General features: G+C 69.9%; 14 protein-coding genes. 5 read left to right on the forward strand and 9 right to left on the reverse strand.

Annotated elements, in window-relative coordinates:
• Window position 1: 1 nt before the first annotated feature.
• On the reverse strand, window positions 2-790 hold the full coding sequence (locus AC5DRG_RS35660; protein WP_491803723.1) for a hypothetical protein: 789 nt from the start codon (window positions 788-790) through the stop codon (window positions 2-4).
• A gap of 418 nt (window positions 791-1,208) precedes the next feature.
• On the opposite strand from AC5DRG_RS35660, the gene AC5DRG_RS35665 reads away from it, so the two are divergent.
• From AC5DRG_RS35665 to AC5DRG_RS35685, 5 genes are read left to right on the forward strand one after another with little or no spacing between them, the layout of a single operon-like run.
• The gene (locus AC5DRG_RS35665; protein WP_491803724.1) at window positions 1,209-3,971 is read left to right on the forward strand and encodes a sensor histidine kinase; all 2,763 of its coding nucleotides are present in this window, start codon (window positions 1,209-1,211) and stop codon (window positions 3,969-3,971) included.
• Window positions 3,968-4,471: a roadblock/LC7 domain-containing protein gene (locus AC5DRG_RS35670; protein WP_491803725.1), complete on the forward strand. Its 504-nt coding sequence runs from the start codon at window positions 3,968-3,970 to the stop codon at window positions 4,469-4,471. The genes AC5DRG_RS35665 and AC5DRG_RS35670 overlap by 4 nt, the downstream gene beginning before the upstream one ends.
• Window positions 4,468-4,893 (forward strand): DUF742 domain-containing protein, encoded by a 426-nt coding sequence (locus AC5DRG_RS35675; RefSeq protein WP_491803726.1) that lies wholly within the window; start codon window positions 4,468-4,470, stop codon window positions 4,891-4,893. Before AC5DRG_RS35670 ends, AC5DRG_RS35675 begins: the two co-directional genes overlap by 4 nt.
• Window positions 4,874-5,515 (forward strand): GTP-binding protein, encoded by a 642-nt coding sequence (locus tag AC5DRG_RS35680; protein ID WP_491803728.1) that lies wholly within the window; start codon window positions 4,874-4,876, stop codon window positions 5,513-5,515. Before AC5DRG_RS35675 ends, AC5DRG_RS35680 begins: the two co-directional genes overlap by 20 nt.
• Before the next feature lie 24 nt (window positions 5,516-5,539).
• The gene (locus AC5DRG_RS35685) at window positions 5,540-6,793 is read left to right on the forward strand and encodes a styrene monooxygenase/indole monooxygenase family protein (RefSeq protein WP_491803729.1); all 1,254 of its coding nucleotides are present in this window, start codon (window positions 5,540-5,542) and stop codon (window positions 6,791-6,793) included.
• Here AC5DRG_RS35685 and AC5DRG_RS35690 read toward each other — a convergent pair.
• The 8 genes from AC5DRG_RS35690 to AC5DRG_RS35725 form a co-directional block, all read right to left on the reverse strand.
• A complete protein-coding gene (locus AC5DRG_RS35690) occupies window positions 6,766-7,920 on the reverse strand; it encodes a C40 family peptidase (protein ID WP_491803731.1) in 1,155 nt (384 codons plus the stop codon). The two genes, AC5DRG_RS35685 and AC5DRG_RS35690, sit on opposite strands and share 28 nt — an antisense overlap.
• Before the next feature lie 102 nt (window positions 7,921-8,022).
• Complete coding sequence (locus AC5DRG_RS35695) at window positions 8,023-8,349, reverse strand: DUF8847 domain-containing protein (RefSeq protein WP_491803732.1); 327 nt, start codon at window positions 8,347-8,349, stop codon at window positions 8,023-8,025.
• Between the two features lie 10 nt (window positions 8,350-8,359).
• Window positions 8,360-9,010, reverse strand: coding sequence for a TetR/AcrR family transcriptional regulator (locus AC5DRG_RS35700; protein ID WP_491803733.1), 651 nt, complete (start codon window positions 9,008-9,010; stop codon window positions 8,360-8,362).
• 58 nt (window positions 9,011-9,068) lie between these two features.
• Complete coding sequence (locus tag AC5DRG_RS35705; RefSeq protein WP_491803734.1) at window positions 9,069-10,010, reverse strand: AurF N-oxygenase family protein; 942 nt, start codon at window positions 10,008-10,010, stop codon at window positions 9,069-9,071.
• 54 nt (window positions 10,011-10,064) lie between these two features.
• Window positions 10,065-10,586: a DUF3291 domain-containing protein gene (locus AC5DRG_RS35710; protein ID WP_491803736.1), complete on the reverse strand. Its 522-nt coding sequence runs from the start codon at window positions 10,584-10,586 to the stop codon at window positions 10,065-10,067.
• 44 nt (window positions 10,587-10,630) lie between these two features.
• Window positions 10,631-12,088 (reverse strand): peptidoglycan D,D-transpeptidase FtsI family protein, encoded by a 1,458-nt coding sequence (locus tag AC5DRG_RS35715; RefSeq protein ID WP_491803737.1) that lies wholly within the window; start codon window positions 12,086-12,088, stop codon window positions 10,631-10,633.
• Entirely contained in the window at window positions 12,085-13,446 is a 1,362-nt protein-coding gene (locus AC5DRG_RS35720) for an FtsW/RodA/SpoVE family cell cycle protein (RefSeq protein ID WP_491803738.1), read from the reverse strand. The genes AC5DRG_RS35715 and AC5DRG_RS35720 overlap by 4 nt, the downstream gene beginning before the upstream one ends.
• 43 nt (window positions 13,447-13,489) lie before the next feature.
• Window positions 13,490-13,957 carry an SH3 domain-containing protein gene (locus AC5DRG_RS35725; RefSeq protein ID WP_491803739.1) on the reverse strand — a complete coding sequence of 156 codons (468 nt, stop codon included), beginning with the start codon at window positions 13,955-13,957 and terminating at the stop codon, window positions 13,490-13,492.
• Between the last annotated feature and the right edge of the window lies 1 nt (window position 13,958).

Below are 13,958 nucleotides of genomic sequence, written 5' to 3' on the forward strand. Positions count from 1 at the left end.
CTCACAGCTCCACGAACACCACCGTCGCATCGTCATGCGTCTTGCTCCGCCGCAGATACGCCCGCGCCCCCTCGTCCGCCCGCTCCAGCTCCCGCACCCGCTCCACCAACGACCCCGCCCCCTCCTTCCGTACGAGCCTGAAGCAGTCCCCCCAGTCGCCCTCCCGGAACTTCTCCACCCACCGGGTAGCCCCGTCCGTCAGCGCAGCCAGCGACCGGACCTCGCCCCGCGGCACGCTCCCCGTCACCGCCCGCCCCGCGACCGTCGGATCCGCCGCCGCTGTGAAGAAGCCCCCCTCCTTGTTGCGGACCGTCGAGTCGGCGATCGCGTCGGAGGACAGAGACGTGCGGGGGAGTCGGTCCAGGCGGTCGTCCAGGATCGGAGTCACCGTGCCATCCGGGGATTCCAGGAGTAGGGCCGAGTCCGACAGGACCAGGTACTCGATCCGGTGCTCGGACCAGCGGGAGAGAACCACCGTTGCCTGAGGGGTGCGTGGGTGAGAAAGGTCACAAGTGGGGTTGTGGGCTTCGGCTGTTCGAAGGATCGCTCTGGAGAGGATTTCCCGCAGCGTCAGATCTTGGGCAGAAACGGACAGTTCGAGCAGGGCCCCGCCGAGTCTCGCCGTGTACCAAGGGACGGAATGCAGACAACCCGTCTCGCCCTTCGGAGGGGTCACTCCGTCCAGGGCGATCACCGTGCCGCCCTGTCCGGAGGCCGGTAGGGCGATGCTCGCGAAGTCTTCGTTGGGGCGGGCCGGGTCTCCGGGGACGGAAACGAGTTCGGTTCGCATCCGGCCAGTCTGCACGAGCCGTTCACAACGTTCGCACAAGGCTGGCATTGGTTGCCGGATCGGTGCAGCCGTGCAGGTCAGACGCCAGATTTGGGCTGGAATGGTTGGCTCCGGGCGAGCGTGGTGGCGAATCCTGCCACCGGGCGTCGTTCGCGTCCAACCGGCCCGCCGCGTACGGCCGTCGCGCGCGTCCGCGGGACTTGCCCGCCCACTCTCCTTGGGGGTTCACTCCTTTGGGTGGCGGGTCAGATGATGCGCGACCGCTGACCACCGGCACTGGGAGGGTCGGGGACCGTATCGGGTGTACGTACCAGTTGGCACCATTTGGCTGACTGGTTGACTGGCGATGTTTTTCTGGCGTTTTGACGTAACGTCACCCGGGCCCATGGGTACACGAGTTACAGGAATGCGAGCACCGGTGCAGAAGACGCGGCCTCGGCGCACAGGCAAGCAGACGGCCTCCGGTGGAGGCGTCGAGCAGACGCCGGGTACCACCGTCGGCAAGGGGCGCCCGACCCACGTACGCAATCGGCTGATCGTGGCCGTGGCTGTCGTGGCCGCCGCCATCGCCGGAGCCGGGGCGCCCTCCGTCCTCGCCGCCTCCGGGCAACTGAGCGACTCCCAGGACATGGTGACGCTCGCGCAACACACCCAGGACGCCCTCACCCTCGCGCACTCCCTCGCGGACGAGCGCGACGAGGTCACCTCCTACATCGCTGCCGGGCGGGCCAAGGCCAAGGCGCCCTCCGAGCAGCAGAGCGCACGGGTCGACCGGCAGGTCGAGGAGTTGAGCGCCGACACCGGCCTGCCCGCCTCGCTGCGCACCGACCTCGACGGCATCGCGGCCGTACGGAGAGCGGCGCTCACCGGCAAGAGCAGTGCTCTCGACGTGCATGAGGCGTACTCCGCAGCCATTGCCGAGTTGCATCAGCTCGCCGAGGATCTCGCCGAGCGGATGCCGACTCGGGCCGGCTCCGGCGCGTACGCCCTCGCCGAGCTCGACTCCGCCGTCCAGCAGGCCGCCGCCGCCCGCGGACTACTCCTCGCGGCCCTCGCCATCCCGCGCACCACCCAGAGCGTCTACGACCCGGTCACCGGACTGTCGAGCACCGTCACGTCGTCCTCCGCCGAAGGCACCAAGCAGCGCGACGCGCTCACCGCCGCCGCCCAGCAGGCCCGCCTCCGCTCGGACGCCGCCCTCGCCGACTTCGACGACTCCGCGACCCAGGCCGCCCGGACGAGCTACGACTCGACCGTCACCGGGCCCGAGGTCAACAACGCCGAGAAGTACCTCACCTTTCTCACCGACCAGCCGACCCTCTCCGACGGCGAACTCGGCACCGGCACCAAGAAGCTGGACGCCGCGCTCTCCGCCCGCGTCGACGCGATGCGCGGCGTCGAGTCCTCCCTCTACGACCGCCGCACCAAGGATCTCGCCCAGCTGCGCGACGACGACGTCACCGCGCTGGAGATCCGCATCGCCGTCCTCGGCGCCCTGATGCTGCTGACCATCGGCGTCTCCACGGCCATGGCCCGCACCCTCACCCGCCCCCTCTCCGTCCTCAAGCGCGGCTCGGCCCGCCTTGCCGAGGCGGAGGACCCGGCCGCCGAAGAGCCCATCACCTTCACCGGCCGCAACGACGAGTTCGCCAAGGTCGTCCGCTCCGTCAACACCCTCCACGCCCACGCGGTCGCCCTCCACGAGCGCATCGCCACCCTCGAAGGCGACCGCAAGCACCTCGTCGGCCAGCGCCAGAAGATGGCCGACGCCCGCGAGGAACTCCGCGTCCAACTCGCCGAATCAGCGGCCCAGTTGGAGGGGATGCAGAGCGCCGTCAGCGGCACCTTCGTCAGCCTCGCCCTGCGCACCCTCGGCCTCGTCGAACGCCAACTCGCCGTCATCGAGGGCCTGGAGGAGCGCGAGCAGGACCCCGACCGGCTCGCCACCCTCTTCAAGCTCGACCACTTCGCCACCGTCATGCGCCGGCACAGCGAGAACCTCCTCGTCCTCGCCGGTGCCGAGCACGTCCAGCAGCACGCCGGTCCCGTCCCGCTCGTCGACGTCGTACGGGCCGCGGTCAGCGAGATCGAGCGGTACGAGCGGGTCCGTATCGCCGCGCTGCCGCCGCACGCGCACCTCGCCGGGTTCGCCGCGGACGACCTGAGTCATCTGCTCGCCGAACTCCTGGAGAACGCCTCCGCGTCCTCCCCGCCCGACATGCCGGTCGAGGTCTCCGCCTGGCTCCTGGAGAGCGGCGAGGTCATGCTCTCCGTCCAGGACGAGGGCATCGGCATGACCGAGGAGCGGATGAGCCGGGTCAACTCCCGCCTCGCCGACTTCGGTTCGGACACCAGCTTCACCGAGGTGGGCGAGGACGGGCTCGGGCTCGGCCTGTTCGTGGTGGCCCGGCTCGCCCAACGGCACGGCGTGCGCGTCCAGTTGCGCGAGCAGAAGCAGGGCGGCACCGCAGCGGTCGTCGTCCTGCCCAAGGGCCTCCTCGCCGCCGCCCCGCCCGCCGCCGTCCCGACCACCTCACCGGCCACCGGCACCCCGCACGCCTACTCCCTGCCGGGCGCGGACGCGGAGGTCAACTCCAACGTCCTGTACGGCCGTTCGGAGGGCGGGGACCGCTTGATCGCGCTGGCCGAGAAGGCCGTACGACACTCGGACGCGACCGAGGCGCCGGAGCCCGAGCCTGTTGAGGCTCCCGCTCCCGCTCCTGCCGAGGTCACCATGGAGCTCCTCATCCCGGAGCCCCAGGCCGAAGCCGAAGAGGACCCCGGGCACACGGAGGAAGAGGCCGCCACCGACCCGTTCGCCATCAGCCCCGACACCCACGAACGCGTCCCCGACCAGGCCCGACGCGAGCCCGATCCCGAGCCCGAGGAGCTGGTCACCGACAAGGGGCTGCCCAAGCGCACCCCCAAGGTCACCACGCCCGCGACGGCGCCCCGGCCGCGTACCGGGTCCGTGGACGCCGACGCGCTCCGCCGCAGGCTGGGAGGTTTCCGCCGGGGGGCGGAGGCCGGGTACCGCGACGTGGAGGCGGAGATCGCCGAGCAGACGGGACAGAACCCGGCGCCCGCGGCGCCCGAACAAGAGACGGCACCCGCACGCCCACACGCACACGCACATGCCGACGAAGCCACGGGGGGCACTGTCGAGGAGGCAAGCAGTTGACCGCGCCCAGTACCTTCGGACTGAGCAGTGAAGCCCGCAATCTGCACTGGCTGTTGACGAACCTCGTCGAGGAGGTGCCGGGCATCCAGTCCGTCGCGGTGGTCTCCTCGGACGGTCTGCTGCTGCTCTCCTCCGACCCGGGGAGAAACGCCGAGGCACGCGAGGCCCGGACCGAGAAGCCCAAGAGCCCGCGCGGCTCCTCAGCCGACCTCGCCACCATCGTCTCCGGCATCGGCAGCCTCACCATCGGCGCCGCCAAGGTGATGCAGTTCGGCACGGTGAAACACACGATGATCGCGATGGACGAGGGGAGCCTCTTCGTGATGTCGATCAGCGACGGCTCGCTGCTCGGTGTGCACGGCTCCGCGGACTGCGACATGAGTGTCGTGGCGTACCACATGGCGCTCTTCGTCGGCCGGGCCGGCCACGTCCTGACGCCCGAACTCCGCAGCGAGCTACGGAAATCCCTAGAGGGCGAGACGACGGGGAGCACTCGATGAGCAGGCCCGAGAACAAGCACCAGCTCCCCGTCCGCGGCGGCGACCGCAAGCCCGCCCGCGTGCGTCCCTACTCGCTCACCGGCGGCCGTACGCGCTTCGGTCACGTCCTCCTCGTGGAGACGTTCGTGGCCAGCACGGCGGCGCTCGAAGCGGGCGAGGAGCGCAAGGAACTGACGAATGGTTCCCTCAGCACCCGGATCATGCCGGAGATGCTGGCCATCGTCGAACTGTGCCGCCGTATGCGCACGGTGGCCGAGATCGCCGCGCTGCTGAAGATGCCGCTCGGCGTGGTCCGGGTGCTCCTCAGCGACCTCGCGGACCAGGGAAAGATCCGTGTGTACGGAACCGGCACCGGTCACGGCTCGGGCCGTCCGGACCGCGCTCTGCTGGAAAGGGTGCTGAGTGGACTCCGTCGTCTCTGACGCCGCCGCCTACGGCGTCTCCCGCCTCGCCGAACCCGACGAGGTGATGCGGCCCTGGCAGCAGGACCGCACCCGGGCCCCCATCGCCACGAAGATCGTGGTGGCGGGCGGCTTCGGAGTCGGCAAGACCACGCTGGTGACCGCCGTCTCGGAGATCGAGCCCCTCCAGACGGAGGCGCTGATGACCGAGGCCAGCGAGGAGACCGACGACCTCACGGGCACGCCCGGCAAGCTGACCACCACCGTGGCCATGGACTTCGGCCGCCTCACGCTCGACGACGACCTGGTGCTCTACCTGTTCGGCACGCCGGGCCAGCAGCGGTTCTGGTTCATGTGGGACGACCTGGTGCGCGGCGCGATCGGCGCGGTCGTCCTCGCGGACACCCGGCGGCTGAAGGACTGCTTTCCCGCGCTGGACTACTTCGAGAGCTGCGGACTGCCGTACGTCGTCGCGGTCAACCACTTCGACGGCAGCGAGCGGTTCGAACCGGAGGACGTGCGGGAGGCATTGACGATCCCCGCGCACATACCTGTAATGATCATGGATGCGCGGCGGAGGATCTCGGTGATCGAGACGCTCCTGTCCCTCGTCGGCCACGCGCTGGACGTCACCCCCGAGTAGTCGCCTTTAGGAGTCAGCACCCGCATGCGGAAGATACTCGTCGTCGGAGCCGGCCAGTCCGGACTCCAACTCGCCCTCGGACTCCAGTCGAACGGGTACGAGGTCACCCTGATGTCGAACCGGACGGCGGACGAGATCCGCTCCGGCCGGGTCATGTCGACGCAGTGCATGTTCCACACGGCACTGCAGCACGAGCGCGATCTCCAGCTGAACTTCTGGGAGTCCCAGGCCCCGAAGATCGAAGGACTCGGCGTCTCGGTCGCCGCCCCCGGCTCCTGGAGCGAGGGTCCCGCGGCGCGCGCGATCGACTGGGTGGGCAAGCTCGACGGGTACGCGCAGTCCGTCGACCAGCGGGTGAAGATGGCCGGCTGGATGGAGACGTTCGCCCAGCGCGGCGGCCAACTGGTCATCCACGGTGCGGCGGTTGGCGACCTCGACTACTTCTCCCGTACGTACGACCTCGTCGTCGTCTCCGCAGGCAAGGGCGAACTCGTCCAGATGTTCGGCAGGGACGCGTCCCGCTCCCCGTACACCGAGCCGCAGCGCGCCCTCGCCGTCGCCTACGTCCACGGCCTGGGCCCGCGCGCCGAGCACCCGGACTACGACGCCGTCCGCTGCAACCTCGTTCCCGGCGTCGGCGAGCTCTTCATCATGCCGACGTTCACGACCTCCGGGCGCGCGGACATCCTGTTCTGGGAGGGCATACCCGGCGGCCCGCTCGACGTCTTCAACGGCGTCAAGGACCCGGCCGAACATCTCTCCCTGACCCTGGAACTCATGGAGAAGTTCACGCCGTGGGAGCATGCGCGGGCCACGAAGGTCGAACTCACGGATGCCGGTGGCACGTTGGCGGGTCGTTATGCGCCCACTGTCCGGAATCCGATCGGCCGTCTCCCCGGCGGGGGCCTGGTCCTCGGTGTCGCGGATGTCGTCGTCGCCAATGACCCGATCACCGGGCAGGGTTCCAACTCCGCCTCCAAGTGCGCTGCTTCGTATCTCGCGTCGATCCTTGAGCATGGTGAGAAGGAGTTCGACGAGGCTTGGATGCGGGGGACGTTCGAGCGGTACTGGGACACCGCTCAGCACGTCACCAAGTGGACGAACGCGATGTTGGGGCCGCCGCCGGAGCATGTCCTCAATCTGATCGGGGCGGCGGGTCAGCTTCCGCCGGTTGCTGATCGGTTCGCCAACGCGTTCAATGATCCGGCCGACTTCGAGAACTTCTTCTATGAGCCTGAGAAGACGGGGGCTTACCTCGCTTCGGTGGCCGGTGGCTGAGCGTCGCGGGGGAGCTGCGGGTCCGTTGTGGCTGGTCGCGCCCACGCGGCGGAGCCGCAAATGTCACAGCCCCGCGCCCCTTTAAGCCTGTCATCTGGGCGTACGGCTCCAAGTACCGGGTGGGACGCGATCGGGGAGATCCTGATCTTCTCGCCCGTGCGGGGGGCCTCGACCACCTTTCCCTTCCCCAAGTACATCGCCACGTGCGTTGCCTTGGGGAAGTAGATCACCAGGTCGCCGGGGCGTAGCTTGGTCAGCGGGATTCTCTCCAGTTGTGCCCACTGCCCCTCACTGGTGCGGGGGATCGGGGTGCCGGCGTGCCGCCACGCCTCCGAGGTCAGGCCCGAGCAGTCGTACGTCTTCGGGCCCTCCGCTCCCCATTCGTACGGCTTGCCGAGCTGGCTCACGGCGTAGCGGACCGCCTGGTCGCCCTCCGCTGAGGGCTTTCGCTCGTCGCTCAGGGCGCCGGAGGTCAGCAACTCCTTCTGGGCGTCGGTGACTTCGCTCTTCTCGAACTCGGCCAGTGCGGTGAGCTGGTCGGTGGTGAGGGAGACGAGGAGTTTCTCGACGTCGTCGTGGCGGCGGCGTACGTCGTCGCGTTCCTTCTTCTGGCGCTCTGCCAGGGTGAGTTGGGCGTCGAGGGCCTTGCGTGCCTCGCGGGCGAGGTCGTCGGTCTTGCGTTCGCTGCCTTCCAGGCGGCCCACCGTCTCCGCGCGCTCCCGCGCCAACTGGCCGATCACATGGCCCTGGTCGAGCGCGTGCTGTGGGTCGCGGGCCAGGAGGAGGCGTACGTACGGGGAGATGTCGGTGCTGCTCTGGTACTGCTGGCGGGCCAGGCGGCCGGCCGCCCCTCGGCTGTCGTGCAGGGAGAGACGGGCGCGGGCCAGTTCGCGGTCCAGGCGGACGACCTCGGCGCGCCGCTGCCCCAGCTTCTCCTCGGTGGCGTTGTACGTCTCGGTGGCCTCCTCGGCCTCCCGGTACAGCCGCTGAAGGTCCGTCAGGAGTTCGGCGACGGAGCGTTCTTCGGGGACCTGTGGTTCCGGTACGGCCACCGCTGGGACGGACACGAGAACGGTCCCGGCCGCCAGCGCCGCCGTACACACCAGACGCAGAAGCCTTCCTGACACATCATCACCTCCGGTGCGGGCGGTCCCTCCGCTCCGCACCGTGAGCATCAGACGTGGGCGCGGACTTCGCGCGCCGGGTGTGCGCGGTTCGGCGCAACGGCGTCATCCGTTGGCGTCGTCCGGCTTGCCGCCCGGCGTGGCGTCTGGATCGGCGTCCGGTTTTGCGTCCGGTTTGGACCATGGCCACTTGAGCTTGCCCGACTTCCTGCCCTCCGGGTCGAACTCGTACTTCCAGCCCTGCGGAAGGCCCAGTCGTTTGCCGTAGCCCCGGGGTACGCGGCGGTAGACCAGCACGGTCGGCGGGCCGCCCGCCGCGTCCGGGACCGGGATGCGATACGTCTTGGGGGGATGCCCGGTGGGGCCGAGCAGTACGGGCAGCACACGGCCGTCCATCGGGCCGCCCTCGAACGGGGTGTCTTCGCTCTTCACGGCACCAGTCTCAGCCATCCGCCGTCAGGGCACCGTGCACGACCGCGGCGGTCTGCGGGTCCCGGCGGGCGGTCACGGTCAGTACGGCCACGAACTGCTCCACGAGCCAGTCCCGCAGCTCGTCCAGGGGCGGCTGCTTGTCCTCGTCCAGCCAGATGAGCGACGCGGCCTCCACGGCGGTGATCCACATGCGGACCGTCATCCGCAGCCGGGGTCCCGGGTCCGGCACGTCGAGGTGGCGGAGGATGTGCACGGCTGCGGCCCGGCGTACGCCGTCCACGATGGCCGTCGTACGGGAGGTCTCGACGACGCTGCCGCCCTGGAGTAGGGCGCTGAAGCCGGCGTCGTGCTCGTCGACGAAGGCGAGATAGCGGTCCAGGGCCCGGCCCAGGCGAGGGAGGAGGGGGCCCTCCCGTGGCTCGTCGAAGCACTGCTGGAGTTCCTCGGCGGCGGACCTGAGTGCGGCCTCGTACAACTGCTGCTTGCCGCCCGGGAAGTACCGGTAGACCAGGGGGCGGGAGACTCCGGCCGCCTCCGCCACGTCGTCGAGGGAGATCTCCTCGGGGGCGCGGTGTGCGAAGAGTTTTAGAGCGGCGTCGAGGAGTTGGTTGCGGCGTTCCTCGACGCTCAGGCGGCGGTAGGCGGGGGCGGCAGGGGGCATGGGGGCAGGGTAGTCGTCGGGCTGCGGGTCTGATGTGGCCACTCGCCCGCACCCTGCATCAAGCCAACAGCCCCGAAGACCTCCACAGCCGTCGGCCCGCCCCCCTCAGCACCCCGATGTCGTCCAGGAAGTCCGTCAGCTTCTTCGCCCCCGTCTGCATGACCTCCCGTCGGTGGCCACTGGCCTTCACCTGGGCCATGGCCTCGCGCTGGTCCAGGCCGACGTTCGTGTACACCTCCGGATTCACGAACGCCACCGAGAACACCCGCGCGAACTCCCCCGACGTCACCCGCGTGAACTCCTGCGACCACCTCGGCGCGGTCACCATCTGGCGCCGGAGTTCCTCACGGGCGTACCGGACGTGGCGGGCCTCCTCCACGACGTGGATGCGGGTGACTCCCCGGATAAGGGGCTGGACGCGCTCGTCCGGGAAGGTGAGCCGCTGCATCCAGTCGAGGACCTCCTCGCCGAGGAGCGTGGCCGTGAAGGAACCGGGGGTGGTGGAGATCGTCTTGAACAGGCGGCCCAGGTTCTGGTGGGTGCGGCTGACCGGGTACCACGGAGTCTCGCCGTGCGAGATGAGGCGGGCGAACATCTTGGAGTGGCGGCACTCGTCCTCGATCTCGGTGAGCGCGTACCGGACGTGGGCGCTGGTGGCGGCCTTGTCGTAGACGTGCCGTACGAGCAGCTGCATGAGGATGAGTTCGAACCAGATGCCGAGCGAGGCGAGCGAGGCGGCCTCGTGCTGGGAGAGCAGGATCCGCTGTTCCTCGCTCATCCCCTTCCACATCGGGGTGCCGTACAGCGACACCAGCTCCGGCGGCCAGAACCACTTGCCCTCCTCGAAGGGCGCGTCCCAGTCCAGCTCCTTGTCCGGGTCGAAGGAGTGCTTGGCGGAGGAGGCCAGGAGGCGCTCGGCTACTTGCTCCCGGTCCTTGAGCAGCCCGAGCGCGTCCCGCAGCCCTTCGAGGGCGTCGACATCCGTCTGGGTCGTCGTCATGGCTCTTATGAGACTGCTTGTCAGCAAGCTCGTCAATGCCTTGCGCGCGACTTGTCAGACCGGGCACTCCTCCCGCTCCCCGGTCGTCGCCCCGCCCGGCCCCTCCACCGGCACCGCCCCCTGCGGAGGGAACGACGTCCGGAGTGTGAAGGCGTACGGGGTCGGGCCGTGTGCCCGTAGGTGCAGTAGGCGTTCCTCCGCCTCCGGCACGGTGGGGCGGTGGCCTGCCGGGACCCACCACAGCACCGCCATCGCCTCCCGCATCCGCTCGAACCACTCCCGGCGGCGGGCCAGCAACTCCCGGTGCTGACCCTGGTACATGAACGCGGTCAGGGTGTTCGTGTCGCGCCACACCGACATGTTGACGATCAGCCAGTCGTCGCCGAGGACGGGGATGTCGGTGGCGTTTCCGGAGTCGCTCTCCAGGCGCCAGACGAAGCCCTCGGCGGCGTCGGCGGTGGCGTTCACGGGGTCGAGGGCGTCCACGAAGTCCTTGAACTCCGGTGAGTCCAGGGGGAATTTCATACGGCCGATGTTGACCTGGGCAAGTTCAAACGCTGCTTCGGTGTCGGTCATGACCGAACGGTAGGTCGGGTCGCCGGAGGCGCGGTACCCCCGTCTCATGAGGCGAGCACCGCCTCCATCACCGCCTTCGCGATCGGCGCCGCGACCCCGCCGCCGCTGATGTCCCCCCGGTCCGCCGAACCGTCCTCCACCACCACCGCGACCGCGACCTTCGGTTCCATGTCCCGCTCGCCCTGCGCCCAGGACACGAACCAGGCATACGGCGCACCGGAGTTGTCGATGCCGTGCTGGGCGGTGCCGGTCTTGCCGCCGACGGTCGCGCCGGGGATCGCGGCGTTCGTGCCGGTGCCCTCCTCGACCACGGCGGTCATCAGTTCCTTCAGGCGGATCGCGGTCGCCGGGTGCATCGCCCGGTACAGGGGGCGGGAGCCGGCCGTCGCGACCGTCTCGCCGCCCGAACGGGTCGTGCGCTGCACCAGGTAGGGGGAGGGGACCTGCCCGCCGTTCGCCACGGCCGCCGCGACCATCGCCATCTGCAGCGGCGTGGCCCGCGTGTTGTACTGGCCGATCGACGACAGCGCCAACTGCGCCTTGTCCACCGAGGTGTCGAAGGTGCTCGGCGAGACCGAGAACGGGATCCGCAGACTCCGGTCGTTGAAGCCGAAGCCCGCCGCCGTGGACCTCATCGCGTCGACGCCCACGTCCACACCCAGCTTTGCGAAGACCGTGTTGCACGACCACACGAAGGCCGTGCGCAGCGAGGCGTCCTCGCAGCCGTCGCCCTCGTTCGTCAGCGAGGTCGACGTGCCGGGCAGCGTGTACGGGGCCGGCGAGTCGGTCGGCGCGTCCACGTCCGTGATCACGCCCGCGTCCAGCGCGGCTGCCGCGGTGACCACCTTGAACGTCGAACCCGGCGGATAGGTCTGCCGTACCGCCCGGTTGAGCATCGGCTTGTCCCGGTCGCCGTTCAGGCGTGCCCAGGTGTCCGTCACCTCCGAGCCGTTGCCGGACAGTTGCGCGGGGTCGTAGGAGGGGGTGGACACCAGGGCCAGGATCTTGCCGGTCGACGGTTCGATCGCGGCCACCGCGCCCTTGCGGCCGCCGAGTCCCAGGTACGCCGCCTGCTGTGCGGCAGTGTCGAGGGTGGTGACGACGTCGCCGCCCGGGTTCTGGGTGCGCGTGACGTCGTTCCACAGCGGGAACGCCGAGAGCATCGGGTCGGTGCCGGACAGGACGCCGTCCTCCGCGTGCTCCAGGAACGTCGTCCCGTACACCTGCGAGACGAAGCCGGTGACCGGCGCGTACAACGGGCCGTTCTTGTACGTCCGTTCGTAGCGGAGTTGCTCGCCCGTGTCCTCGGAGCCGGTGACCGCTCTGCCGTCGACCAGGATGTCGCCGCGCGGCTGCGTGTAACGGGCGATGGGCTGGCGGCGGTTGGCCGGGCTGTCGTCGTAGGAGCGGGCCTGGATGACCTGGATGCGGGTGGCGTTGACGAGGAGGGCCACCAGGAGCAGGGCGCAGAAGGCGGCTGCGTGCCGGATGTATCTCGTCATGCGGCGGCCTCGACGTCGTACTGCCGTCTGGCCGAGTCGCTGACGCGCATCAGCAGCGCCAGGATCGCCCAGTTGGTGACGACCGACGAGCCGCCCTGGGCCAGGAACGGCATCGCCATGCCGGTGAGCGGGATCAGGCCCGTCACCCCGCCGGCGATCACGAAGACCTGGAGGGCGACGATCGAGGCGAGACCGATGGCCAGGAGTCTGCCGAAGGGTTCGCGGAGGGAGAGGCCGGCCCGGTAGCCGCGCTCCACCAGCAGGCCGTAGAGGATGAAGATCGCCGACAGGCCGGCCAGGCCCAGCTCCTCTCCCGCCGTCGCCAGGATGAAGTCCGACTTGGCGGCGAAGCCGATGAGGATCGAGTGGCCGAGGCCGAGGCCGGTGCCGAGCATGCCGCCCGCCGCGAAGGCGAACAGTGACTGGGCGAGCTGGTTGGGGCCCTGGCCCGCCTCGATCGACGCGAAGGGGTGCAGCCAGTCCTCGACGCGGCTGTGGACGTGCGGTTCCAGCCAGCCGACGGCCACCGCGCCGAGCGAGGCAAGGAGCAGGCCAAGCGCGATCCAGCCGGTGCGGCCGGTGGCGACGTAGAGCAATACGACGAACAGGCCGAAGAAGAGGAGGGAGGTGCCCAGGTCGCGTTCCAGGATCAGTACGCCGACGCTCAGCAGCCAGATCGCGACGATCGGGCCGAGGACGCGGCCGGTGGGGAGTTGGAGGCGCCAGACGCGGCGGCCCGTGTAGGCGAGGGCGTTGCGGTTGGCGGCCAGGTACGCGGCGAAGAACACCGCGAGCAGCACCTTCGCGAACTCGCTCGGCTGGATGGAGAATCCGGCGATCCGGATCCAGATGCGGGCGCCGTTCACCGACGGAAAGAAGATCGGGAGCAGGAGCAGGACGAGTGCGGCCACGACGCAGACGTACGCGTAGCGCTGCAGTACGCGGTGGTCGCGCAGCAGCAGGACGATCGCGATGAACAGCGTCACGCCCAGCGTGGACCACACGAGTTGGGTGGGGGCCGCCCGGTCGCCGGGTGTTTCGAGGTCGAGTCGGTAGATCAGGACCAGGCCCAGGCCGTTCAGCAGGACGCCGATCGGCAGGAGGAGAGGGTCCGCGCAAGGTGCCCGCAGGCGTACGGCGATGTGGGCGACGAGCGCGAGCACGCCGAGCCCGGCGCCGTAACCGGCGGCGCCGGGCGGGACGGTGCCGTTTTTCGCGAGGCCGACGCCGCAGTAGCCGTACACGGAGAGGAGGACGGCCACCACGATGAGGGCGAGTTCGATGCCACGGCGCCGGGGGAGGCGGACAGCGGGCGCGGGCGGGTCCACGGCTGCCACGGTGGTTCCGGCCTTCGTCATGTCCGGAACCTACCCAAATAGGGCGTGTTGTGTGCCTCGCCGGTCAGCACCAGCGTGGCGAGGGCCCGATGTTGTCGATGTAGCGCGCCGCGCCCCAGGCCCAGGTGCCGTCCGTGAGGAGGTACCAGAGGGGGTTGCCCTGGATCGACTGGCCCGAGGTCTTGCAGAAGATCGAGACGCGGTCGCCTCGATGGGCCACCCGGATCACCTGGCTGCCGCGGTTCGGGGCGCTGCGCAGGAGGAGGGTGTTGGCCGTGACGACGCCCCGGTAGAGGCGGGGGTCGTGGTGGTTGCTGCCGTGCTGGTCGCGGCCTTCGAGGTCGTCGCGCTGGTTCGAGCCGACACCGCCGCCGTCGCCACCCTCGCTCCAGTCGTCCTGGCGGCTGAAGCCCGAGTCGGCGCCGCCTTCCCAGTCGTCGTCCGCGACGGCGGGCGTGACGGCGGCGGCGGTGACCAGGGCGGCGGTTGCGGCGGCTATGGCGAGACGGGCGAGGGGGGAGCGCAGTGCCATG

The sequence above is a fragment of the Streptomyces sp. JLBG701 genome (genome assembly GCF_058544905.1).

Bases quoted from the DNA above. Each gene is read 5' to 3' on its own strand.
- AC5DRG_RS35660 (WP_491803723.1), bottom strand. From the start codon at position 790: ATGCGAACCGAACTCGTTTCCGTCCCCGGAGACCCGGCCCGCCCCAAC.
- AC5DRG_RS35675 (WP_491803726.1), top strand. From the start codon at position 4,468: ATGAGCAGGCCCGAGAACAAGCACCAGCTCCCCGTCCGCGGCGGCGAC.
- AC5DRG_RS35685 (WP_491803729.1), top strand. From the start codon at position 5,540: ATGCGGAAGATACTCGTCGTCGGAGCCGGCCAGTCCGGACTCCAACTC.
- AC5DRG_RS35700 (WP_491803733.1), bottom strand. From the start codon at position 9,010: ATGCCCCCTGCCGCCCCCGCCTACCGCCGCCTGAGCGTCGAGGAACGC.
- AC5DRG_RS35705 (WP_491803734.1), bottom strand. From the start codon at position 10,010: ATGACGACGACCCAGACGGATGTCGACGCCCTCGAAGGGCTGCGGGAC.
- AC5DRG_RS35710 (WP_491803736.1), bottom strand. From the start codon at position 10,586: ATGACCGACACCGAAGCAGCGTTTGAACTTGCCCAGGTCAACATCGGC.
- AC5DRG_RS35715 (WP_491803737.1), bottom strand. From the start codon at position 12,088: ATGACGAGATACATCCGGCACGCAGCCGCCTTCTGCGCCCTGCTCCTG.
- AC5DRG_RS35720 (WP_491803738.1), bottom strand. From the start codon at position 13,446: ATGACGAAGGCCGGAACCACCGTGGCAGCCGTGGACCCGCCCGCGCCC.
- AC5DRG_RS35725 (WP_491803739.1), bottom strand. From the start codon at position 13,957: ATGGCACTGCGCTCCCCCCTCGCCCGTCTCGCCATAGCCGCCGCAACC.